This window comes from Nocardia sp. NPDC058058, from assembly GCF_042885355.1.
Taxonomy (GTDB): Bacteria; Actinomycetota; Actinomycetes; order Mycobacteriales; family Mycobacteriaceae; genus Nocardia.
In genome coordinates this window covers 129413-150072 of record NZ_JBHVSA010000004.1, presented here as the reverse complement: position 1 = coordinate 150072, position 20660 = coordinate 129413, and the positions used below count along the sequence as shown (strand labels likewise).

Genomic DNA, 20660 nt, shown 5'->3' with positions numbered 1-20660 from the left:
TCGCCACCGGTGAGGGCGGCGTCCACATCGATCCCGGAGAGATCGAAGCGCACCGGGAAGATGGCGGTGAACCAGCCGACCGTGCGGGACAGATCCGCGCCGGGCACGACCTCTTCCTCGCGGCCGTGGCCTTCGAGGCGAACGAGGGCGGACTTGTCCCCCGCACCGATTCTCTTGTCCGAGCGCCACTTCGCCACGGCCAGCGCCAGCGCGGTCAGCAGACCGTCGTTGACACCGCCGTGGAACAGCGCGGGCACGGTGGTGAGCAGCGATTTGGTGGTCTCGGCGGAAACCTCGACCTTGTGCTTCTCGACGACGGCGGTGATATCGACGGCCGGGTCCATGGCGCGCTCGGTGAGCAGAGGATCCGGTCCGTCGACGACGCCACGCCAGAAGTCGAGTTCGGCGAGCCGCTCCTCGGTGGCGGCCTCACGCTCGAGGGCGTGTGCCCAGGTGCGCATGCTGGTCGCGGGCGCGACCAGTTCCGGGGTCTGCCCGGCGGAGAGCTGTCCCCAGGCGGTGACGAAGTCCGGCACCAGGATGCGCCAGGTGACACCGTCCACCACCAGGTGGTGCGCGGCCACGATGAGGCGACCGGCGCGGGACTGATCGGTACCGGATGCCGGTGCCAACCAAACGAAACGAACGACCACACCGGCGGTCGGATCCAGCTTATCGAGGGTGGCATCCAGTGCGGCCGAGGCGATTTCGAGGAACTCCTGCGCGCCGACGCTCGGATCGAATTCGGTGCGGTCGATGAGCGAATCCACATCGATCGCGCCCGCCGCGGCGGTCTCCACGACCCAGTCCGCGCCCGGCACCCGCCGCAGGCGTGCCCGCAGCATGTCGTGCCGGTCGATGACCGCGCCGACCGTGGCGGCGATACCCGCCCGGTCGATACCGATCGGGAGTTCCAGCGCCATGGTCTGGTTGAAGCGCCCGAACTCACCCGGCCGCTCCACCATGAACCGCACCACCGGGGTCAGCGGCATGACACCGACGCCGCCGCCGGGCAGCTCCAGCAGCTGCGGAGCCGAATCACCCTGGCCGTCGGCGGTTTCCGCGATGGCGGCCAGACCCGAGACGGTGCGCTGTTCGAAAACATCACGCGGGCTGAAGATCACCCCGCGCGCCTTGGCACGCGACACCAGCTGAATGGAGACGATGGAATCGCCGCCGAGGGCGAAGAACGAATCGTCGATACCGACCCGCTCCAGGCCCAGCACCTCGGCGAACACCTCGGAAATGGTGTGCTCCAGGGTGTTTCGCGCGGCACGGAACACCACCTCGGTGGCGAACACCGGTTCGGGCAGCGCCTTGCGGTCCAGCTTGCCGACCGGGGTCAGCGGCACCCGATCGATGATCATGACCGAGGACGGCACCATGTACGCGGGCAGCCGCTGTTCGACATGCGCGGTCACCGCCGCGATATCGACCGAATGACCAGGCGCGGCAACCACGTACGACACCAGCGAGGTCGCGCCCGCGGCGTTCTTGTGACCGATGGTGACCGCGAAGTCCACACTCTCGTGCGCGGCCAGCGCCGCATCGATCTCACCGAGTTCGATGCGGAAACCGCGCACCTTCACCTGGAAGTCCGAACGCCCGACGTATTCGACCTCGCCCGTGCGGGTCCAGCGCACCACGTCACCGGTGCGGTACATGCGCTCGCCGTCCACATACGGGTTGGCGACGAAGCGATCCGCGCTCAGACCCGGACGCGCGTGGTAGCCGCGCGCCAGCTGAATGCCGGACAGATAGAGCTCACCCGCGACACCGACCGGCACGGGGCGCAGCCGGTTGTCCAGGATCAGCGACTGCATGCCCCGGGTCGGGCCACCGATGGTGACCAGATCGCCCGCGACCAGCGCATCGCTGATGTTGGTCATGATGGTGGTCTCGGTCGGACCGTAACCATTGTGGAAGGCGCGAACAGTGCCGTCCGCCAACGGAATAGCCCACTTGGCGACCAGATCGGCCGGGACCGCCTCACCACCGGCGGACAGTACGCGCAGCGTATCCAGTCCGGCCGGATCGAAGGTGGCCAGCGCGGCCGGGGTGATGAACGCGTGCGTGACGCCCTCGGAGCGAATCAGCTCCGACAGTTCCTCACCGCCGTAGACGCCCGGCGGCACCACCACGAGCGCACCGCCCGCACCGATGGCGAGCAGGAACTCCAGCATCGAGGCGTCGAACGACGGCGAGGCGAAATGCAGTGCGCGCGAGGCGGAATCGAGGCCGTAGCGCTCGACCTGCTCGACACTGAAGTTGGCCAGGCCGGCGTGCGAGACCACCACGCCCTTGGGGACGCCGGTGGAACCGGAGGTGTAGATGACGTATGCCGGATGCTCCGGGCGCAGCGGGCGCACCCGCTCGGCGTCGGCAATGGCATTGGCGGAGAACGCGTTCAGGTCCAGTTCGTCCAGGACCAGCCACTCCACCGAGTCCGGCAGTTCGGCGCGCACCGAGGCGACGGTCAGGCCGACCGGGGAACCCGAATCGGTGACCATGTGCGCGATGCGATCGGCCGGATAGTTCGGGTCGACCGGTACGAACGCCGCACCGGACTTGGTGACCGCCCATTCGGCGAAATAGGAGTCGTCCGAACGCGGGACGGCGATGGCGACCAGGTTCTCGGTGCCGATACCGCGCTCGATGAGCAGGCGCGCCAGGCGATTCGAGCGCTCGTCGAGCTCGGCGTAGGACAGACCTCGCCCCTGGAAGCGGACGGCCACGGCCCGCGGATCCCGCGCCACGGCCTCGGCCAGCAGCTCGGGCAGGGTGCGGCCCGCGATGGCGGGCGCACCGAACCGCGCGACCAGATCGGCGCGCTCGGGCTGATCGAGAATATCGATCGCCCCGACGGTGACCTCCGGATCGGCGGCGACCGCTTCCAGCACCCGCAGCCAGCGCTGCGCGAACCCGGCGGCGGTGTCCGCGTCGAACAGATCCGTGGCGTAGGTCAATGCCAGCGCCATACCGGCATCCTGCTCGGACAGCGTGAATTGCAGGTCGAAGCGCGAGATGTTCTCGTCGAGATCCAGCGCGGCGACGGTCAGCCCCGGCAATTCCAGGGTGGCGCGGTCCAGGTTCTGGAAGGCCAGCATGACCTGGAACAGCGGGTTCCGGGCCTGCGACCGCTCCGGTGCGAGCAGCTCCACCAGACGCTCGAACGGCACATCGGCATTGCCGAAGGCATCGAGGTCGGTGTGCCGGGCGCGATCGAGCAGATCCGAGAAGGATTCCGCCGGATCGATCCCGGTGCGCAGCACCAGGGTGTTGACGAACATGCCGACCAGATCGTCCAGCGCGGCCTCGCCACGACCGGCGACCGGGGTGCCGACGGCAATGTCATCGCCGCCCGAGAGCCGGGCCAGCAGCACCGCGAGCGCGCTGTGCATGACCATGAACAGCGACGAACCACGCTTGCGCGCAATGTCTTCCAACGCGCCGATGAGCTCCGGGCTCAGGCTGCGCTGCAAGGTCGCGCCACGATGGGTGGCCACCGCCGGGCGCGGGCGATCGATCGGCAGCGCCAGCTCATCCGGCACGCCGTCGAGGGTCCGCTGCCAGTAACCCACCTGGCGGGCCATCAGCGAGGACGAATCCTCTTCGCTACCGAGCACTTCGCGCTGCCAGACGGCGAAGTCCGCGTACTGCACCGCCAGCGGGGCCCAGCCCGGCACCGCACCCTGGGTGCGCGCCGAGTAGGCCACCATGACATCGCGGGTCAGCGGGGCCATCGAGAAACCGTCACCCGCGATGTGATGCACCACGACCACGAGCACATGTTCGGACGCGTCCTCGGTGCCGACCCGGAACAGCCGGGCGCGCAACGGAACCTGGTCCGCCACATTGAATCCGAGGGTGGCGAAGGCGGTCACCGTCTCGGTGAGCTCACCCGCCGCGACCGTGACCGGGCGCAGATCCAGGGCGATCTGCTCGGCCGGGACGACCACCTGCATCGGCGTGCCGCCGTGCTCGGGGTACCGGGTGCGCAGCGACTCGTGCCTGCGCACCACATCGGCGACCGCGAGTTCCAGTGCGGCGGTGTCGAGTTCACCGGTGAGGCGAATCGCCAGCGGCAGGTTGTACGCGGCCGAGGAGGTGTCGTACTGGTTCAGGAACCACATGCGCTGCTGCGCGAACGACAGCGGAGCCAGTTCCCCCGGCACGCGCGGACGAGCTACCAGCTTGGCGCGCGAAGCACCATCGGCGTGGGATTCGATGCGGGCCGCCAGCGCCTCGACGGTGCTGGCCTCGAACAGCGTGCGCACCGCGACCGTGGTGTCCAGGGCCGCGCCGATGCGCGAGACCACCCGGGTGGCGATGAGCGAGTTGCCGCCCAGATCGAAGAAATCGTCATCCAGACCGACCCGGGGCAGGTCCAGGACCTCGGCGAAGACAGCGGCGACCGTCTCCTGGATCGGGGTCTCGGACGCGCGGAAGGCACGCGCCTGCACCGCCGGTGCGGGCAGGGCGCGGCGATCGAGTTTGCCGTTGACGGTCAACGGGATTCGATCCATGGCCACCATGGCGGCCGGGACCATGTACGACGGCAGGCGTTCGCCCGCGCCGTCGCGAATCTCGAGCAGGCGGATATCGGTCGGCTCGACACCGGCCTCGGGCACCACGTAGGCGACGATGCGCTGATCACCCGGCGCGTCCTCGCGCACGATGACCGCGGCCTGGGCCACACCCGGCTGCGCCAGCACGGCCGCTTCGATCTCACCGAGTTCGATGCGGAAACCGCGAACCTTGACCTGATCGTCCGCGCGGCCGAGGTATTCGAGCTCACCGAAGCGGTTCCAGCGCGCCACGTCACCCGAGCGGTACAGGCGAGAGCCGTGCGCGCCGAACGGGCTGGCCACGAAACGAGCCGAGGTCAGGTCGGGGCGACCCAGGTAGCCACGCGCCAATTGCGCACCGGCGACATACATTTCACCCGCCACACCGACCGGGACCGGGTGCAGGCGCTCATCGAGCACGTACACGCGCAGACCCGCGATGGCGCGACCGACCACGCTGCCGGTGGCGGCCGCGATGGTATCGGCGTCCAGGACCCGGTGCGAGACGTGCACCGTGGTCTCGGTGATGCCGTACATGTTCACCAGGTACGGCGACGAATCACCGTGGCGCGCAACCCAATCGCTCAGGCGGCGCAGCTCGAGAGCCTCACCGCCGAAGACCACGTAGCGCAGCGCGAGGGACTGTTCGTCGCCCGCCGCGGCGGCGATCCGCTCGGCCTCGGCCAGCTGATAGAACGCGGACGGGGTCTGGTTGAGCACCGTAACCCGTTCGCGGCGCAGCAATTCCAGGAACTGCTCGGGCGAGCGCGAGACGTAGTAGTCGACCACCACGAGCTTGCCGCCGTAGAGCAGCGGTCCCCACAGCTCCCACACCGAGAAGTCGAACGCGTACGAGTGGAACAGCGTCCACACGTCATCGGCGTTGAAGCCGAACTCGCGATCGGTATTGGCCATGAGCCGCACCACATTCCGGTGCGCCACGGCCACGCCCTTGGGGCGGCCGGTGGAACCGGAGGTGTAGATGACATAGGCGACGTGATCGGGCCGCAGCGCGGCGGTGCGATCGGCGTCGGTGATCGGCGAATCATCCGCGTCCACCACATCGCCCGCCTCGACGGTGTACCCGTCCAGCGATACGGTCGGCAGTCCGGCGGGCAGTTCCACCGTCACGGTCGAATCCACGACCACGCTGGTCGGCTCGGCATCGGAGAGCACGTAGGCGATGCGATCGGCCGGGTAGGTCGGATCGACCGGCACATAACCCGCACCGGTCTTGATGACCGCGAGCAGCGCGACAACCAGATCCAGCGAACGCGGCAGCAGCACCGCGACCAGCGACTCCGGACCCGCACCGTCTTCGATCAGCCTGCGCGCCACCACATTCGAGCGGCGATCCAGATCGTCGTAGGTCAGCTCGTCCTCGCCGAACCGCACCGCGATCCGCTCCGGATGCGCCGCGACGGCCCGATCGAACAGGCTCGACAGCGTGGCATCCGCGTCCACGAACGGGCTGGACAGCGCCGCCACCGGATCGGTGAACAACTCACCGACGGCACCGAGCACACCACCGGGTGCGAGCACCTCGGCCAGTTCCTCGGCGGACACGCCGGCTGCCTCGGTGGACGCGCCGGCAATATCCAGGCCGGACGCACCCGTGCTGCCGGTGGCAACGGCCGCGTGCCCATTCGTCGCGATCGACGTGCCGTTCACGCCGAGCGCGGAGTCGGTATGCGGCGCGCCATTGGCACCCGCGTCGGCGATATCGTTCGCGCGCACCGCGGCTCGTGCGACCGCCGCCAGATCGACGATGTCGTCACCGGCGGAGACCCAGCGCTCGGACACCTCGTGCCGCTCGACGCCGCCGAGCAGATCGATATCGCCCAGCAGCACCGACGGATCCTCGGTGACCGCGCGCAGGATGCGGACCAGGCGCTCGGCGAACGAGGCCACGGTCTCGGGATCGAACAGATCGGTGGCGTAGTTCCACGACAGGCTCAGCCCATCGTCGGCGCGCTCGCCGACGGTCAGCTGGATATCGAATTTGGCGGTGCCGGGATCGAATTCGACGGCTTCGAGCTCGAGACCGGGCAGCGAGACCGCGCCCGCGTCCTTGGCCCCGGCGGCCTCGAAGGTCAGCGCCACCTGGAACAGCGGGTGGTGCGCCTGCGAGCGGACCGGGCTGAGTACATCGACCAGGCGCTCGAACGGCACATCGGCGTGCGCGAAGGCGGCCAGATCGGTGCGGCGCACCTGCGCGAGCAGCTCGCGGAAGGTGGCGTCCGGCAGCACCGGGGTGCGCAGCACCAGGGTGTTGACGAACATGCCGATCAGATCGTCCAGCGCCCGATCGCCACGACCGGCGATCGGGGTGCCGACCGCGATGTCGATGGAGCGGGACAGGCGCGCGGACCAGGTGGCCAGCGCGGCGTGCAGCACCATGAACAGCGTGACATCGTGCTCGCGGGCGAGCCCGGTGAGCGCGCGGCGCAGTTCGGCGTCGATCGAGAAGTCGTAGGTGCCACCGGAATTGGTGGCGACCTCGGGACGCGGCCGGTCGGCGGGCAGCTCGATCTGCTCGGGCAGATCGCGCAGCTGTTCGCTCCAGTAGTGCACCTGCTGTGCGGCAACCGATTCCGGATCACTCTCGGCGCCGAGCACCTCGCGCTGCCACAGCGCGTAATCCGCGTACTGCACCGGCAGCGGGGTCCACTCCGGTGCGGCTGCGCCGCTGCGGGCCAGGTACGCGCCCACCACGTCGCGCAGCAGCGGGCGCAGGGAGAAACCGTCGGCGCTGATGTGATGCAGCACCAGCACCAGCACGTGGGTGACGCGGGCGTGCTTGCCCTCCGGGGTCACCGTGAGCACGGTGGCGCGGAACGGCAGCTCGCGGGTGACATCGAAGTAGACGCTCGCGAGTTCGGTGATGCGCGAGGGCAATTCGGCGGCGGCGACCGTCTCGGTGCGCACCTCGAAATCGATCTCGGACAGCTCCAGCACCCGCTGGAAGCCATCACCGGCCACCTCGGGGTAGATGGTGCGCAGCGCCTCGTGCCGCGCCAGCACATCGGCGATGGCGGCGTTGAAGGCCGCGATGTCGACATCGCCGGTGAGGCGCAGCGCCACCGGGATGTTGTTCACCGCGGTGCGGTTGTCGAAGCGGTTCAGGAACCACATGCGCTGCTGCGCCGGGGACAGCGGCGCGAGCGCGGCGGACTCACCGCTGGGCAGCGTGACCGGGGCGGGGCGCTCCTGCGCGACCAGCGGGGCGCGACTGCCGGTGCCGACGCGCGATTCCAGTTGCGCGGCAAGGGCTGCCACGGTGGTGGCCTCGAAGAGCGTGCGCAGCGGCACATCGGCATCGAGCGCGGTGGACAGGCGGGCGACCACCTGGGTGGCGATCAGCGAGTTGCCGCCGAGTTCGAAGAAATCGTCGTCCAGGCCGACCGCGTCGCCGCCGAGCACATCGGCGAAGACACCGGCGACGGTCTGCTGCACCGGGGTCTCCGGGGCGCGGTACACCTTGGCCGCGAAGGCCGGGGCCGGCAGCGCCTTGCGATCCAGCTTGCCGGAGGCATTGAGCGGGAAGGCGTCCAGCACCATGAAGGCGGCCGGGACCATATAGGCCGGAAGCTGCTGGGACAGCGCGTCTTTCACGGCGTCCAGGTCGATATGACCGTCGGCCGCGACCAGATATGCCACCAGTTGATCACCGGTGCGCTCGTCATTGCGCACCACGACCACGGACTGCGCAACCGAGTTCAGCGCGGTGAGCGCGGATTCGATCTCACCGAGTTCGATGCGCAGACCGCGCAACTTCACCTGGAAGTCGGTGCGGCCCAGGTATTCCAGCTCGCCGGTACCGGTCCAGGTGACCAGGTCACCGGTGCGGTACATGCGGGCACCGGCCCCGAACGGGTTGGCCACGAAGCGATCCGAGGTCAGATCGGGACGCGCCACATACGCCGTGGCCAGCTGATCGCCCGCCAGATAGAGCTCACCCGCGACACCCACCGGAACCGGCCGCAGCCGCGAATCCAGCACGTACACCTGGGTATTGAAGACGGGCGCGCCGATCGGCACCGTGGCGACGTCGGCATCGGTGACCTCGTGGAAGGTCACGTCGACCGCGGCCTCGGTGGGGCCGTACAGGTTGTGCAGGCGCGCGCCGGTCAGTGCGCGCAGGCGCTGCGCGGTCGGCGCGGGCAGGCCCTCACCGGAGGCGAACACATTGCGCAGGGTGGTGCAGGCGGCCGCACCCTCGGCGGCCACGAACACCGCCAGCATGGACGGTACGAAGTGCACCGTGGTGACGTGCTCGGCGGTGATGAGCCGCACCAGGTAGGCGGGATCGCGGTGGCCGTCCGGCTTGGCGACCACCAGGCGCGCGCCGACCTGCAAGGGCCAGAAGAACTCCCACACCGACACGTCGAAGGTGGCGGGGGTCTTCTGCAGCACCACATCGTCGGCGGCCAGGCCGTACTGGGCGTGCATCCACACCAGGCGGTTCACGATGGCGGCGTGGCTGACCGCCACACCCTTCGGGCGACCGGTGGAACCGGACGTGAAGATCACGTACGCGGTATTGCCGGGGCGCAGCGGGGTGGTGCGATCGGCATCGGTGAGCGGGGTGTCCGCGAAGCCGGACAGATCCAGCTGATCGATCCGAACCCGGCGTGCGGCAGACCCTTCCAGGTCCGCGACGCCGTCCAGATCATCCCCGGAGGTCAATACGCAGACCGGCTGCGCGGTCTCCAGGATGTATTGCGTGCGCTCGGCCGGATGATCCGGATCCAGCGGCACGTACGCGCCACCGGCGACGGTGACGGCGTACATGCCCGCCACCAGATCGATGGAGCGGCGCATACCCAGCGCCACAAAGGATTCCGGTCCGACACCCGCGGCGATGAGCCAGCGCGCGAGCTGCCGGACCCGTCCGGCGAACTCGGCGTAGGACAGCGATGTCCCCTCGAACGTAACCGCCGTCGCGTCGGGGGTCAGCGCCACCTGCGCCTCGAAGAGCGAAACCAGCGTCGCCGCGGCGCCGACCGAGACCTCGGGCAGCGCGGCGTCCAGCTCGAACGCGGTGTCGTTCCACCCGCGCAGCACCCGCTGGCGTTCACAATCGCCGAGCAATTCCACATCGCCGACCCGCATCGTGGGATCGCTGACCAGGGCGGTGAGCATGCGCTCGAACCGCTGCGCGAAGACCTCGGCGAACGCGCCGTCGAAAAGATCCGTGGCATAGACGAGTTCGGCGTCCATACCGGCTGGGCTCGGCCCGTCCGCGCCGCCGTCCGGCACCTCGGACAGCGTCAATTGCAGATCGAACTTGGCCGACTGCTGATCGATGCCCAGCTCGGACACGCTCAGCCCCGGCAGTTCCAATGCGGTGCGGCCCAGGTTCTGGAACGACAGCATGACCTGGAACAGCGGATGCCGGGCCTGCGAACGCGCCGGGTTCAGCACATCCACCAGGCGTTCGAACGGCACATCGGCGTGCGCGAAGGCGGCGAGATCGCGCTCGCGCACCTTCTTCAGCAGTTCGGCGAAGCTCTCATCGGTATCGACGGGCGAGCGCAACACCAGGGTGTTGACGAACATGCCGACCAGATCGTCCAGCGCCTGTTCACCACGACCCGCGACGGGGATGCCGACCGCGATGTCATCGGTGCCGCTCAGGCGGGCCAGCAGCGCGGCGAAGGCACTGTGCACCACCATGAACAGCGTGGTGCCGTGCGACTGCGCGACCCGCTGCAAACCGGTGATCAGTTCACCGGGCACCCGGAAACGGTGCGTGCCCGCCTCGTAGGAGGCCACGGCCGGGCGCGGCTTGGCGGACAGGCGCAGCTCATCCGGCAGACCGGTGAGCGTGCGCCGCCAGTAGTCCAGCTGTTCGGTGATGAGCGAGCGCTGATCGTCCTCGGAACCGAGGGTCTCGCGCTGCCACAGTGCGTAATCCGCGTACTGCACCGGCAGTTCCGGCCAGCCCGGGGCCTCGCCGTTGCTGCGCGCGATGTACCCGGTCATGAGATCGCGCACCAGCGGGTTCATCGAGAAACCGTCGGCGGCGATGTGATGCGCGACGAGCACCAGCACGTGATCGTCTTCCGCCAGGCGGAAGGCGCGCAGGCGCACCGGCGGTTCGGCGGTCACGTCGAAACCGCGACCGGCGAAATCGTAGACGGCGGCGAACAATTCGCCCTCGGCCACGTCCAGCACGTCGAGCTGCGGGATCGCACGGGCGGTGGGCAGCACCTTCTGGTAGGCGACGCCCTCGTAGGACGGGTAGATGGTGCGCAGCGATTCGTGCCGCGCCACCACATCGGCGATGGCACCGCGCATGGCGGCCAGATCCAGTGCGCCGGTCAGCCTTACGGCTGCCGGGATGTTGTTGGCGGCCGAATCGGTGTCGAACCGGTTCAGGAACCACATGCGCTGCTGAGCGAGCGACAGCGGCGGATGCTCCGGTCGCGTGCGGACCGTAAGCGCTTGGCGCACACCGGTTCCGGCGTGTGATTCCACCCGCGCGGCCAGTGCCGCCACGGTCGGGGCCTCGAACAGCACGCGCACGCCGATCTCGGCATCGAGCGCGGCGGACAGCCGGGCGACCACCTGGGTGGCGACCAGCGAGTTGCCGCCGAGTTCGAAGAAATCGTCGTCGACGCCGACGCGATCGATGCCGAGCAGGTCGGCGAAGATCGAGGCGGTGATCTCCTCGATCGGGGTGGACGGGGCGCGGAAACGCCTGGCCTCGAAGACCGGTGCGGGCAGCGCCTTGCGATCCAGCTTGCCCGACGCGTTGACCGGGAAGGCGTCCAGCACGAGGATCGCGGCCGGGACCATATAGCCGGGCAGCGAGCGACCGAGCGCGGCCTTGACCGCGTCCAGGTCGATGACCGCCTCCGGCTCACGGACCACGTAACCGACGAGCTGATCACCGGCATGGGCGTCGGCGCGGACCACCACGACGGACTGGGCGACGCCCTGCTGCGACAGCAGTGCGGCCTCGATCTCGCCGAGTTCGATGCGCAGACCGCGCAGCTTGACCTGGAAGTCGGTGCGGCCCAGGTATTCGATCTCCCCCGCGCCGGTCCACTTCACCAGGTCGCCGGTGCGGTACATGCGAGCGCCGGGAACGCCGAAGGGGTTGGCCACGAAGCGATCCGCGGACAGATCCGGACGGCCCAGGTAGCCGCGAGCGAGCTGATCACCCGCGAGATAGAGCTCACCCGCGACACCCGGCGCGACCGGGTTCAGGCGGGCGTCGAGCACATAGGTGCGGGTGTTCCACACCGGGCGGCCGATCGGCACGAAGACGGTGTCGGCGTCCACGACCTCGTGGTACGTGACGTCGACGGCGGCTTCGGTGGGGCCGTAGAGGTTGTGCAGGCGCGCGCCGGTCAGCTCGCGCAGCTTCTGCGCGGTCGGGGCGGGCAGCGCCTCACCGGAGGCGAACACCTGACGCAGGCGCGGCGCGGCGACGGTGGAGTCACCGTTCTCATTGCCGAGGGTGGCGACGAAGACCGAAAGCATGGACGGCACGAAATGCGCCGTGGTGATGCCCTGTTCGGCGATGATCTGCGCCAGGTACACCGGATCGCGATGGCCGTCGGGCTTGGCAACGACCAGGCGGGCACCGGTCTGCAAGGGCCAGAAGAACTCCCACACCGACACATCGAACGTCGCCGGAGTCTTCTGCAGCACAGCGTCATTCGCATCGATCGGGTACTCGTGCTGCATCCACAGCAGACGGTTCACGATCGCACCGTGTTCCACCGCGACGCCCTTGGGGCGGCCGGTCGAACCGGAGGTGAAGATGACGTACGCGGTGTGCTCGGGCCGGATCGCCTGTCCGCGTTCGGCATCGGTGATCGGCGCGGCCGAATAGCCCTCGAGGTTGAGGGAATCGATCTCCAGCACCGGCACATTGCGGCCGGTGACGTAGTCGTCGCGACCGGTGGTCAGGATGGCGACCGGGCGCGCGGTGTCCAGGACGTAGTCGATGCGCTCGGCGGGCTGATCGGGATCCAGCGGCACGTACGCGCCACCGGCCTCGAGCACCGCGTACATGGCGACCACGAGATCCACCGAGCGGCGGATGGCAAGGGCCACCAGCGATTCCGCGCCGACGCCCTGTGCGATGAGCTTGCGGGCCAGGCGATGCACGCGGCCCGAGAACTCTGCGTAGGACAGAGTTGTCCCCTCGAACGCAACGGCAGGCGCATCGGGGCTGGTCAGAGCCTGTGCCTCGAAGAGCGAAACCAGCGTCGCGGCATCGCCTTCGGGCAGTGCGGGCAGTACCTCGGCGAGGTCGAAGGCCGTGTTGTTCCAGCCCTCGAGCACCTTGTCGCGCTCACCGTCGATCAGCAGATCGATATCGCCGATCGGCTGCGACGGATCGGCGACGACCGCCGCCAGGATCAGATCCAGGCGGTGTGCGAACGCCGCGACGGTGGCCTCGTCGAAAAGGTCACGCGCGTAGGAGAACTCGGCGGACATGCCCGCGTTCTCACCGTGTGCGTCCTGCGCTTCCTGCAAGGTCAATTGCAGGTCGAACTTGGCCAGCTGGGCGTCGTAGTCGATGCCGTTGACCGAGAGTCCGGGCAGTTCCAGGCTGGCCTGCCGGGTGTTCTGGAAGGTCAGCATGACCTGGAACAGCGGGTGGCGGGCCTGCGAGCGGGCCGGGTTGAGCACCTCGACCAGGCGCTCGAACGGCACATCGGCGTGCGCGAAGGCGTGCAGATCGCTCTCGCGCGCCTGCGCCAGCAGATCGGCGAAGGTCTTCTCCGAGTCCACCTCGCTGCGCAGCACCAGGGTGTTGACGAACATGCCGATCAGATCGTCGAGCGCGGCCTCACCGCGGCCGTGCACCGGCGTGCCGATGGCGATATCGCCGGTGCCGGACAGGCGGGCCAACAGTACCGCGAGGGCGCTGTGCAGCACCATGAACAACGAGGCATTGTGCCTGCGGCCCAGTTCCACCAGGCGCTGCTGCGTCTCGGCGGAGATCGCGAACGGATAGGTGCCGCCGCGATACGAGGCGGCGGCCGGGCGCGGGCGATCCGAGGGCAGCGTCAGCTCGTCCGGCAGATCGGCCAGGGTGTCGGCCCAGTACCGAATCTGCTTGGCGATCAACGAGTTCGGATCGTCCTCGGCGCCGAGCACCTCGCGCTGCCAGAGCGCGTAGTCGGCGTACTGCACCGGCAGTTCCGCCCAGGCCGGGGCCTCCCACGAGGTGCGGGCCGCGTAGGCGACCATGACATCGCGGGCCAGCGGTCCCATGGACCAGCCGTCGGCGGAGATGTGGTGCACCACCATGCCGAGCACGAACTCGGATTCGCTGAGTTCGAACAGCGCGGCGTGCATCGGCACCTCATCGGTGACGTCGAACGCCATCGACGCCAGCTCGACCAGGTGGTCGATGAGGTTGGCCTGGGTGACCGGGACCGGGGTGAGGTCGGGCACGATCTGCGCGGCGTCCAGCACGCGCTGCACCGGGCCGTGCGCGGTCTCGGGGAAGACGGTGCGCAGCGATTCGTGCCGATCGATGACATCGATGACGGCGACCTGGAGCGCGGCCACATCGAGTTCACCCGACAGCCGGATGGCGACCGGGATGTTGTTGACCGCCGAGGCGGTGTCGAACCGGTTCAGGAACCACATGCGCTGCTGCGCAAGGGAAAGCGGGATATCGGCGGGCCGCTCGCGAGCGACCAGCGCCTTGCGGGCACCGTCACCGGCGTGCGACTCCACCCGGGCCGCGAGCGCGGCCACGGTGGCGGCCTCGAACAGCATGCGCACCGGCACGCGGGTATCGAGGGCCGTACCCAGGCGGGTCGCCACCTGGGTGGCGATCAGCGAATTACCGCCGAGTTCGAAGAAGTCGTCGTCGACGCCGACGCGCGCGATGCCGAGCACCTCGCCGAAGATCTGGGCGACGATCTCTTCGATAGGCGTTGTGGGAGCGCGGAATTCGCGCACCTCGAACACCGGCGCGGGCAGCGCGCGGCGATCCAGCTTGCCCGAGGCATTGAGCGGGAAGGCTTCCAGCACAACGAAAGCCGACGGCACCATGTACGCGGGCAGCGTGCGATGCAGCAGCGCCTTCACGCTGTCCAGGTCCACCGGGCCGCGGGTCACGACGTAGGCGACCAGCTGATCACCGGCGACGGTGTCGATGACCAGCACCACGGCCTGATTGACCGACGGGTGGCCGAGCAGCGCGGTCTCGATCTCGCCGAGTTCGATGCGCTGGCCGCGGAACTTCACCTGGAAGTCGGTGCGGCCGATGTATTCGAGTGCGCCGGAGGCGTTCCAGCGCACCAGGTCACCGGTGCGGTACAGGCGTGAACCCGGGGTGCCGAACGGGTCGGCGACGAAACGTTCGGCGCTCAGATCGGGGCGGCCGTAGTAGCCGCGCGCGACCTGGGTGCCACCCAGATACAGCTCACCCGGGACACCGGCCGGGACCGGGCGTAGTCCTTCGTCAAGGACGTAGGTGTGCGCGTTCCACACCGGGCGGCCGATCGGCACCTGCGCCGGGGTCGGGTTCCCGATCGCGGCGTAGGTGGCGTGCACGGTGAACTCGGTGGGGCCGTACAGGTTGTGCACGGCCGCGGTGGAGAACCGCCGGAAAGCGGTCACCGTGGCGGGCGGCAACGCTTCACCGGCAACCAATACCGCACGCAGGGACAGGCATTCGGCCGCCGAGGCGCTGCTGGCGAACACGCTGAGCATGGACGGCACGAACGAGGTCATGGTGACCCGGTGCCGTCCGATGACCTCGGACAGGTACATGGGATCGCGATGCCCGTCCGGGGCGGCGATGACCTGCTGCGCACCCACCGCGAGCGATCCGAACAGCTCCCACACCGACACGTCGAAGGTGACGGGGGTCTTCTGCAGGATCACATCGGTGTCGTCGATGCCGTATTCGTTGGTGATCCAGGCGATCTGGTTCAGAACCGCGTGGTGCGGTACCGCGACGCCCTTGGGTCGGCCGGTGGAGCCGGAGGTGTAGAGCACGTACGCGGTGTTCGACGGGCGCAGCGGAGCCAATCGATCGGCATCGGTGACCGGTGCGGCGTCGAATTCGCTCAGATCCAGCGAATCCAGGTGCAGCACGGTGCATTCGGCGTTCTCGACCGCGTCATCGGTGGTGGTCAACAGGACCACCGGACGCGAGCTGCCGAGCACGTACTCGGTGCGCTCGGCCGGATGATCGGGATCGACCGGTACGTAACCGCCACCGGCGGTGAGAGTGGCGTAGATGGCCACCAGCATGTCGATGGAACGGCGAATGCCGACCGCGACCAATGTCTCCGGGCCGACGCCCTCGGCAATGAGCTTGCGCGCCAGGCGATTCACCCGGCCGGCGAAATCGGCGTAACCGAGTTCGGCGGCCGCGCCGAACATGCTGCCGCTGCGCTCGCCCGGATCGAAGATCAGGGCGGTGCCGTGCGGGCGCACCCGGACCTGTTCCTCGAACAGATCCAGCACCGTGCGCGCACCGGGCAGCGCGTGCTCGTTGCGGCTCCAATCGCCCAGCACCTGGGCGCGCTCATCCTCGTTGAGGATGTCGATATCGCGGACCACGGTTTCCGGTGCGGTGACGGCGGTTTCGAGGACGCGCACGAAGCGGTGCCCGAACTCGGTCACGGTCTCGGCATCGAACAGATCGGTGGCATAGGACAGCACCACCGAGAGTCCGGCGGCGGCACCGGACACATCACGCTGTTCGGTGAGCGTCCATTGCAGGTCGAACTTGGCGATGTCGACTTCGAGCTCGTCCGCGGACACGGTGAGTCCGGGCAGCTCCATAGAGCCGTGTGACATTTCCTGGAAGGACAGCATCACCTGGAACAGCGGATGCCGTGCTTGGGAGCGGGTCGGGTTGATGACCTCGACCAGGCGCTCGAACGGCACATCGGTGGCCGCGAACGCCGCGAGATCGGTTTCCCGGGTGCGGGCCAGGAAGTCGGAGAAGCTTTCCGCCCCTTGTACTTCCGAACGCAACACCAGGGTGTTGACGAACATGCCGATCAGATCGTCCAGGGCCTGCTCACCGCGACCGGCGACCGGGGTGCCGATGGCGATATCGGAGGTGCCCGAGAGCCGGGCCAGCAGTACCGCGAGCGCGGAGTGCATGACCATGAACAGCGACACACCCTGCGCGCGTGCGAGTCCGGCGAGTTTGCCGTGCAGCTCGGCCGGGATCTCGAAGGTGACGCGGTTACCGCGGAAGGACTGCACCGGCGGGCGCGGGCGGTCCGCGGGCAGGTCCAGCTGATCGGGCAGACCCGCCAAAGACGAACGCCAGTAGGCGATCTGGCGTGCGGCCATGGATTCGGGATCGGCCTCCGAGCCCAATACTTCGCGCTGCCAGAGGGAGAAGTCCTGGTACTGCACCGGCAGCGGAGCCCACGCGGGCTCCTGCCCACCCACGCGCGCCAGGTAGGCGGCGGTCATATCGCGCGAGAGCGGACCGAAGGAGAAACCGTCCGCCGCGATGTGATGCACCACGAAAGCCACGGCGTAATCGGCAGATTCGGCCGTCGCCTCGCCGACCTGGAACACCCGCACCCGAATGGGCAGCTCGCGTGAGACATCGAAGCCGCGCGAGGCGAATTCGGCCAGCGCGGAGAACAATTCGCTCTCGGCGATGGGCTGCACCTCGATGCCGAGATCCACCTCGGACATGGGCAGCACCTGCTGCAAACCGCCGTCACCGGATTCCGGGAAGACGGTGCGCAGCGATTCCTGCCGCTCCACCACATCGTGCAGCGCCAATTGCAGGGCGTCGAGATCGACGCCGCCGCGCAACCGCACCACGAACGGCAGGTTGTAGGTCGGCACATTCGGGTCGAACTGGTTCAGGAACCACATGCGCTGTTGCGCCAGCGACAGCGGCACCCGGTCCGGTCGCCGCTGCGCCACCAGGGGCAGCCGCGAAACCTCGGACGGGGCGGTGTTTTCCATACGCGTGGCGATACCCGCGACGGTCGGCGTCTCGAACAGCGCGCGCACACCCAGGCGGGTGCTGAACGCGGCCGAGATGCGGGCCACCACCTGCGTGGCGACCAGCGAGTTACCGCCCAGATCGAAGAAGTTGTCGTCGATGCCGACGCGTTCGTGGCCGAGGACGTCGGCGAAGATGCCCGCCACGATTTCCTCGGCGGCGGTGCGCGGGGCGCGGTATCCGGCGGCGTCCACGCTGAACACCGGATCGGGCAGACCCTTGCGGTCCAGCTTGCCGGAGGTGTTGAGCGGGAACGCCTCCAGCACCATGATCGAAGCCGGGACCATGTAGGTCGGCAGCTTCTCGGCGGCGAAACGGGTCAGCTCGGCCGGTTCGATGCTCTGGCCGGGCATCGGCACCACGTACGCGACCAATTGCTGACCGGTCGCGGTGTCCATGACCAGCACGGCGGCCTGGCTCACCGACGGATGCGCGAGCAGATCGGTCTCGATCTCACCGAGCTCGATGCGCTGACCGCGGAACTTGACCTGGAAGTCGGTGCGCCCGATGTACTCCAGCGCGCCGGAATCATTCCAGCGCACCAGGTCACCGGTGCGATACATGCGTTCGCCGGTGTCCGACAACGGATTCGCCACGAAGCGATCCGAGGTCAGGTCCGGGCGGCCCTTGTACCCGCGCGCGAGCTGACGCCCGCCCAGGTAGAGCTCACCGTGCGCGCCGATCGCGGCCGGGCGCAGACGTGAATCCAGTACGTAGACATCGACATTCCACTCCGGCATGCCGATGGGCACGGTGGTGGTGTCGGCGTCGGTGTTCTCCCAGTACGTCACCGAGACCGCGGCCTCGGTGGGGCCGTACAGGTTGTGCAGACCCGCCGAACTCAACGCCCGGAAGCTCGCACCGGTCTCGGGCGGCAACGCCTCACCGATGACGAAGACGGACTTCAGCGAAACACACTGCGCGGCACTGGCGTGCGAGACGAACACGGTCAGCATCGACGGCACGAAGTCGGTGACCGTGACCCCGTGGCGCTGAATGGTTTCCGCGACGTACACCGGATCGCGATGCCCGTCCGGGGTCGCGATGATCATCTTCGCGCCCACCAGCAGCGGCAGGAAGTAGCCCCAGAGCGAGACGTCGAAGGTGGTGGCGGTCTTCTGGAGGTAGACGTCGTCGGCGGTGAGGCCGTACTCGTCCAGCATCCAGAGTTCCTGGTTGACGATGGCGTGATGGGTGACCGCGACGCCCTTGGGGCGACCGGTGGAACCCGAGGTGTAGATGACGTACGCGGTGTTGAGCGGGCGCAGCGGGGCGATTCGATCCGCGTCCGTCACCGGGTTGTTCGAGTAGCCCGATACGTCGAGGGTGTCGATCTCCAAGCGCCGCACCGAATCCGGCAGCGCGAGTTCATCGCGCGCGGTGGTCAGTACACAGACCGGTGCCGCGGACTCGAGGATGTAGGCGGTGCGATCGGCCGGATGATCGGGATCGATCGGCACGTACGCGCCACCGGCGCGCAGTACCGCGTGCATGCCGATGACCAGCTCGAGCGAGCGGCGCATGCCCAGGGCGACAAGCGATTCCGGGCCGACGCCGTCCGCGATCAGGAACCGTGCCAGACGATTGACGCGCTCGCCGAATTCGGCGTAGGTCAGCGTCGCGCCCTCGAATTCCAGGGCGATATTGTCCGGCGTCAGCGGGATCTGCGCGTCCAGCAGCTCCGGCAGCGTGGTGGTCGGGACCTGATGTCCCGCCGAGTTCCACTCCACCAGGGTGCGGGTGCGTTCTGCGGTGGTGGTGATGGGCAGACCCCACACCCGCTGTTCGGCGCTCGCGGCCAGGAAGTTGTCGAAGAACTCCAGGAACCGCGAATGATGCTGACGCGTCTCGTCTTCGGAGTACAGGTTCGGGTTGGTCTCGAAGTCGATGTGGTTCCGGGTGCCGGCCACCGACTGGTAGAAGTTGATGCCCAGATCCTCGATGGAACCGGTGGACAGCACGCTGTACTCACCGGTGACCGGGCCCAGGGTGACCTCGTTGTGGAACAGCATGATGTTGACCCAGGGCCCGAAGAACTCCCGGTTCACCACGCCTTCGCCCGCGCTGTCGCGGCGAATGTCCTCGTGCCGGTAGCGCTGATGCCGCAGCGCGCCGGAGATCTCGACGGTGACCTGTTTGACCAGCTCGTCGATGGTGGTGCCGTGCCCCACCCGCAGGCGCAGCGGCACGATATTCGAGGCCGCGCCACCCGAGCGGCGCATGGCCGCGGTGGTACGCGCGGTCACCGGCAGCGACAGGATGACATCCTCGGTGCCGGTCCACTGCGCCAGATAACCTGCGAAACCCGCGACGAGCAGTACCGCCGGAGACGAATCATGAACGGCCACCGCGGTATCGAGCAGTGCGCTCTGATCATCGCTGAGCGAGGCGGAGGCGACGCTGTTCATCGCGGCCGGGGGCGCGCTGCGCCCGGACAGAGATGTCCCCTCTTCCAGACCGGCCACTCGCTCGGCCCAGTGCGCCTTGTCACCGGTGAAGCGGGTGCTCTCGCGGTACGCGAACTCCTGCTCGACCATGGTGCGCAGCGGGGTCGCCTTGGAAGCGGCGGGTTCCTCGCCGTTGTAGCGCGCGGTGTAGATCTCCGCGACGCGACCCAGGTAGGTCATGGCGCTGAAACCGTCGAGCACGATGTGGTGCACGCGGGCGTACCAGTAGTAGTGGTCCTCGCCCAGCTGGATCAGCGCCGACCGGATCAGACGATCCTCGGTGATGTTCAGCGGCCGGCCGTAGTCGGCGCGCATCCACTCCAGGGCGGCCGCGCGCGGATCCTCGGCAGCGCGGACGTCGATCTGATAGATCGTGCGGTCCAGCGACTCGTCGATCAGCTGCAGCGGTTCGCCATTGCGCTCGATGATGCGCAGGAAGCCCGAACCGACCTCGAGCGAGCCGTCGACCATGGCCTGCTCCAGCAGCGGAACGTCGATCGCCCCGCGCAGTTCGACGTACTGCGCGATATTGATCGGCACCTGCGGGTCGAGATGCTGGGCGTACCAAATGCCCAGCTGAGCAGGCGACAGCGGAAACGCCTCGCCCGATCCCGGCGCGATTTCGCTGCCAGCTTCGCCGTTGCCGCCGAAATCTAGCCGGTCCAA

Annotated in this window: 1 protein-coding gene (cut by a window edge); it reads right to left on the bottom strand. The window is 68.4% G+C overall.

Annotation, left to right across the window (positions count from 1 at the left end; translation table 11 throughout):
- Window positions 1-20660, bottom strand: partial view of a non-ribosomal peptide synthase/polyketide synthase gene (locus ACFVUS_RS31820; protein WP_387774996.1) — the beginning only. Its footprint begins 23728 nt before the window's first position; the window shows 20660 of its 44388 coding nt (coding positions 1-20660); it begins with the start codon at window positions 20658-20660; its stop codon lies off the left edge, out of view.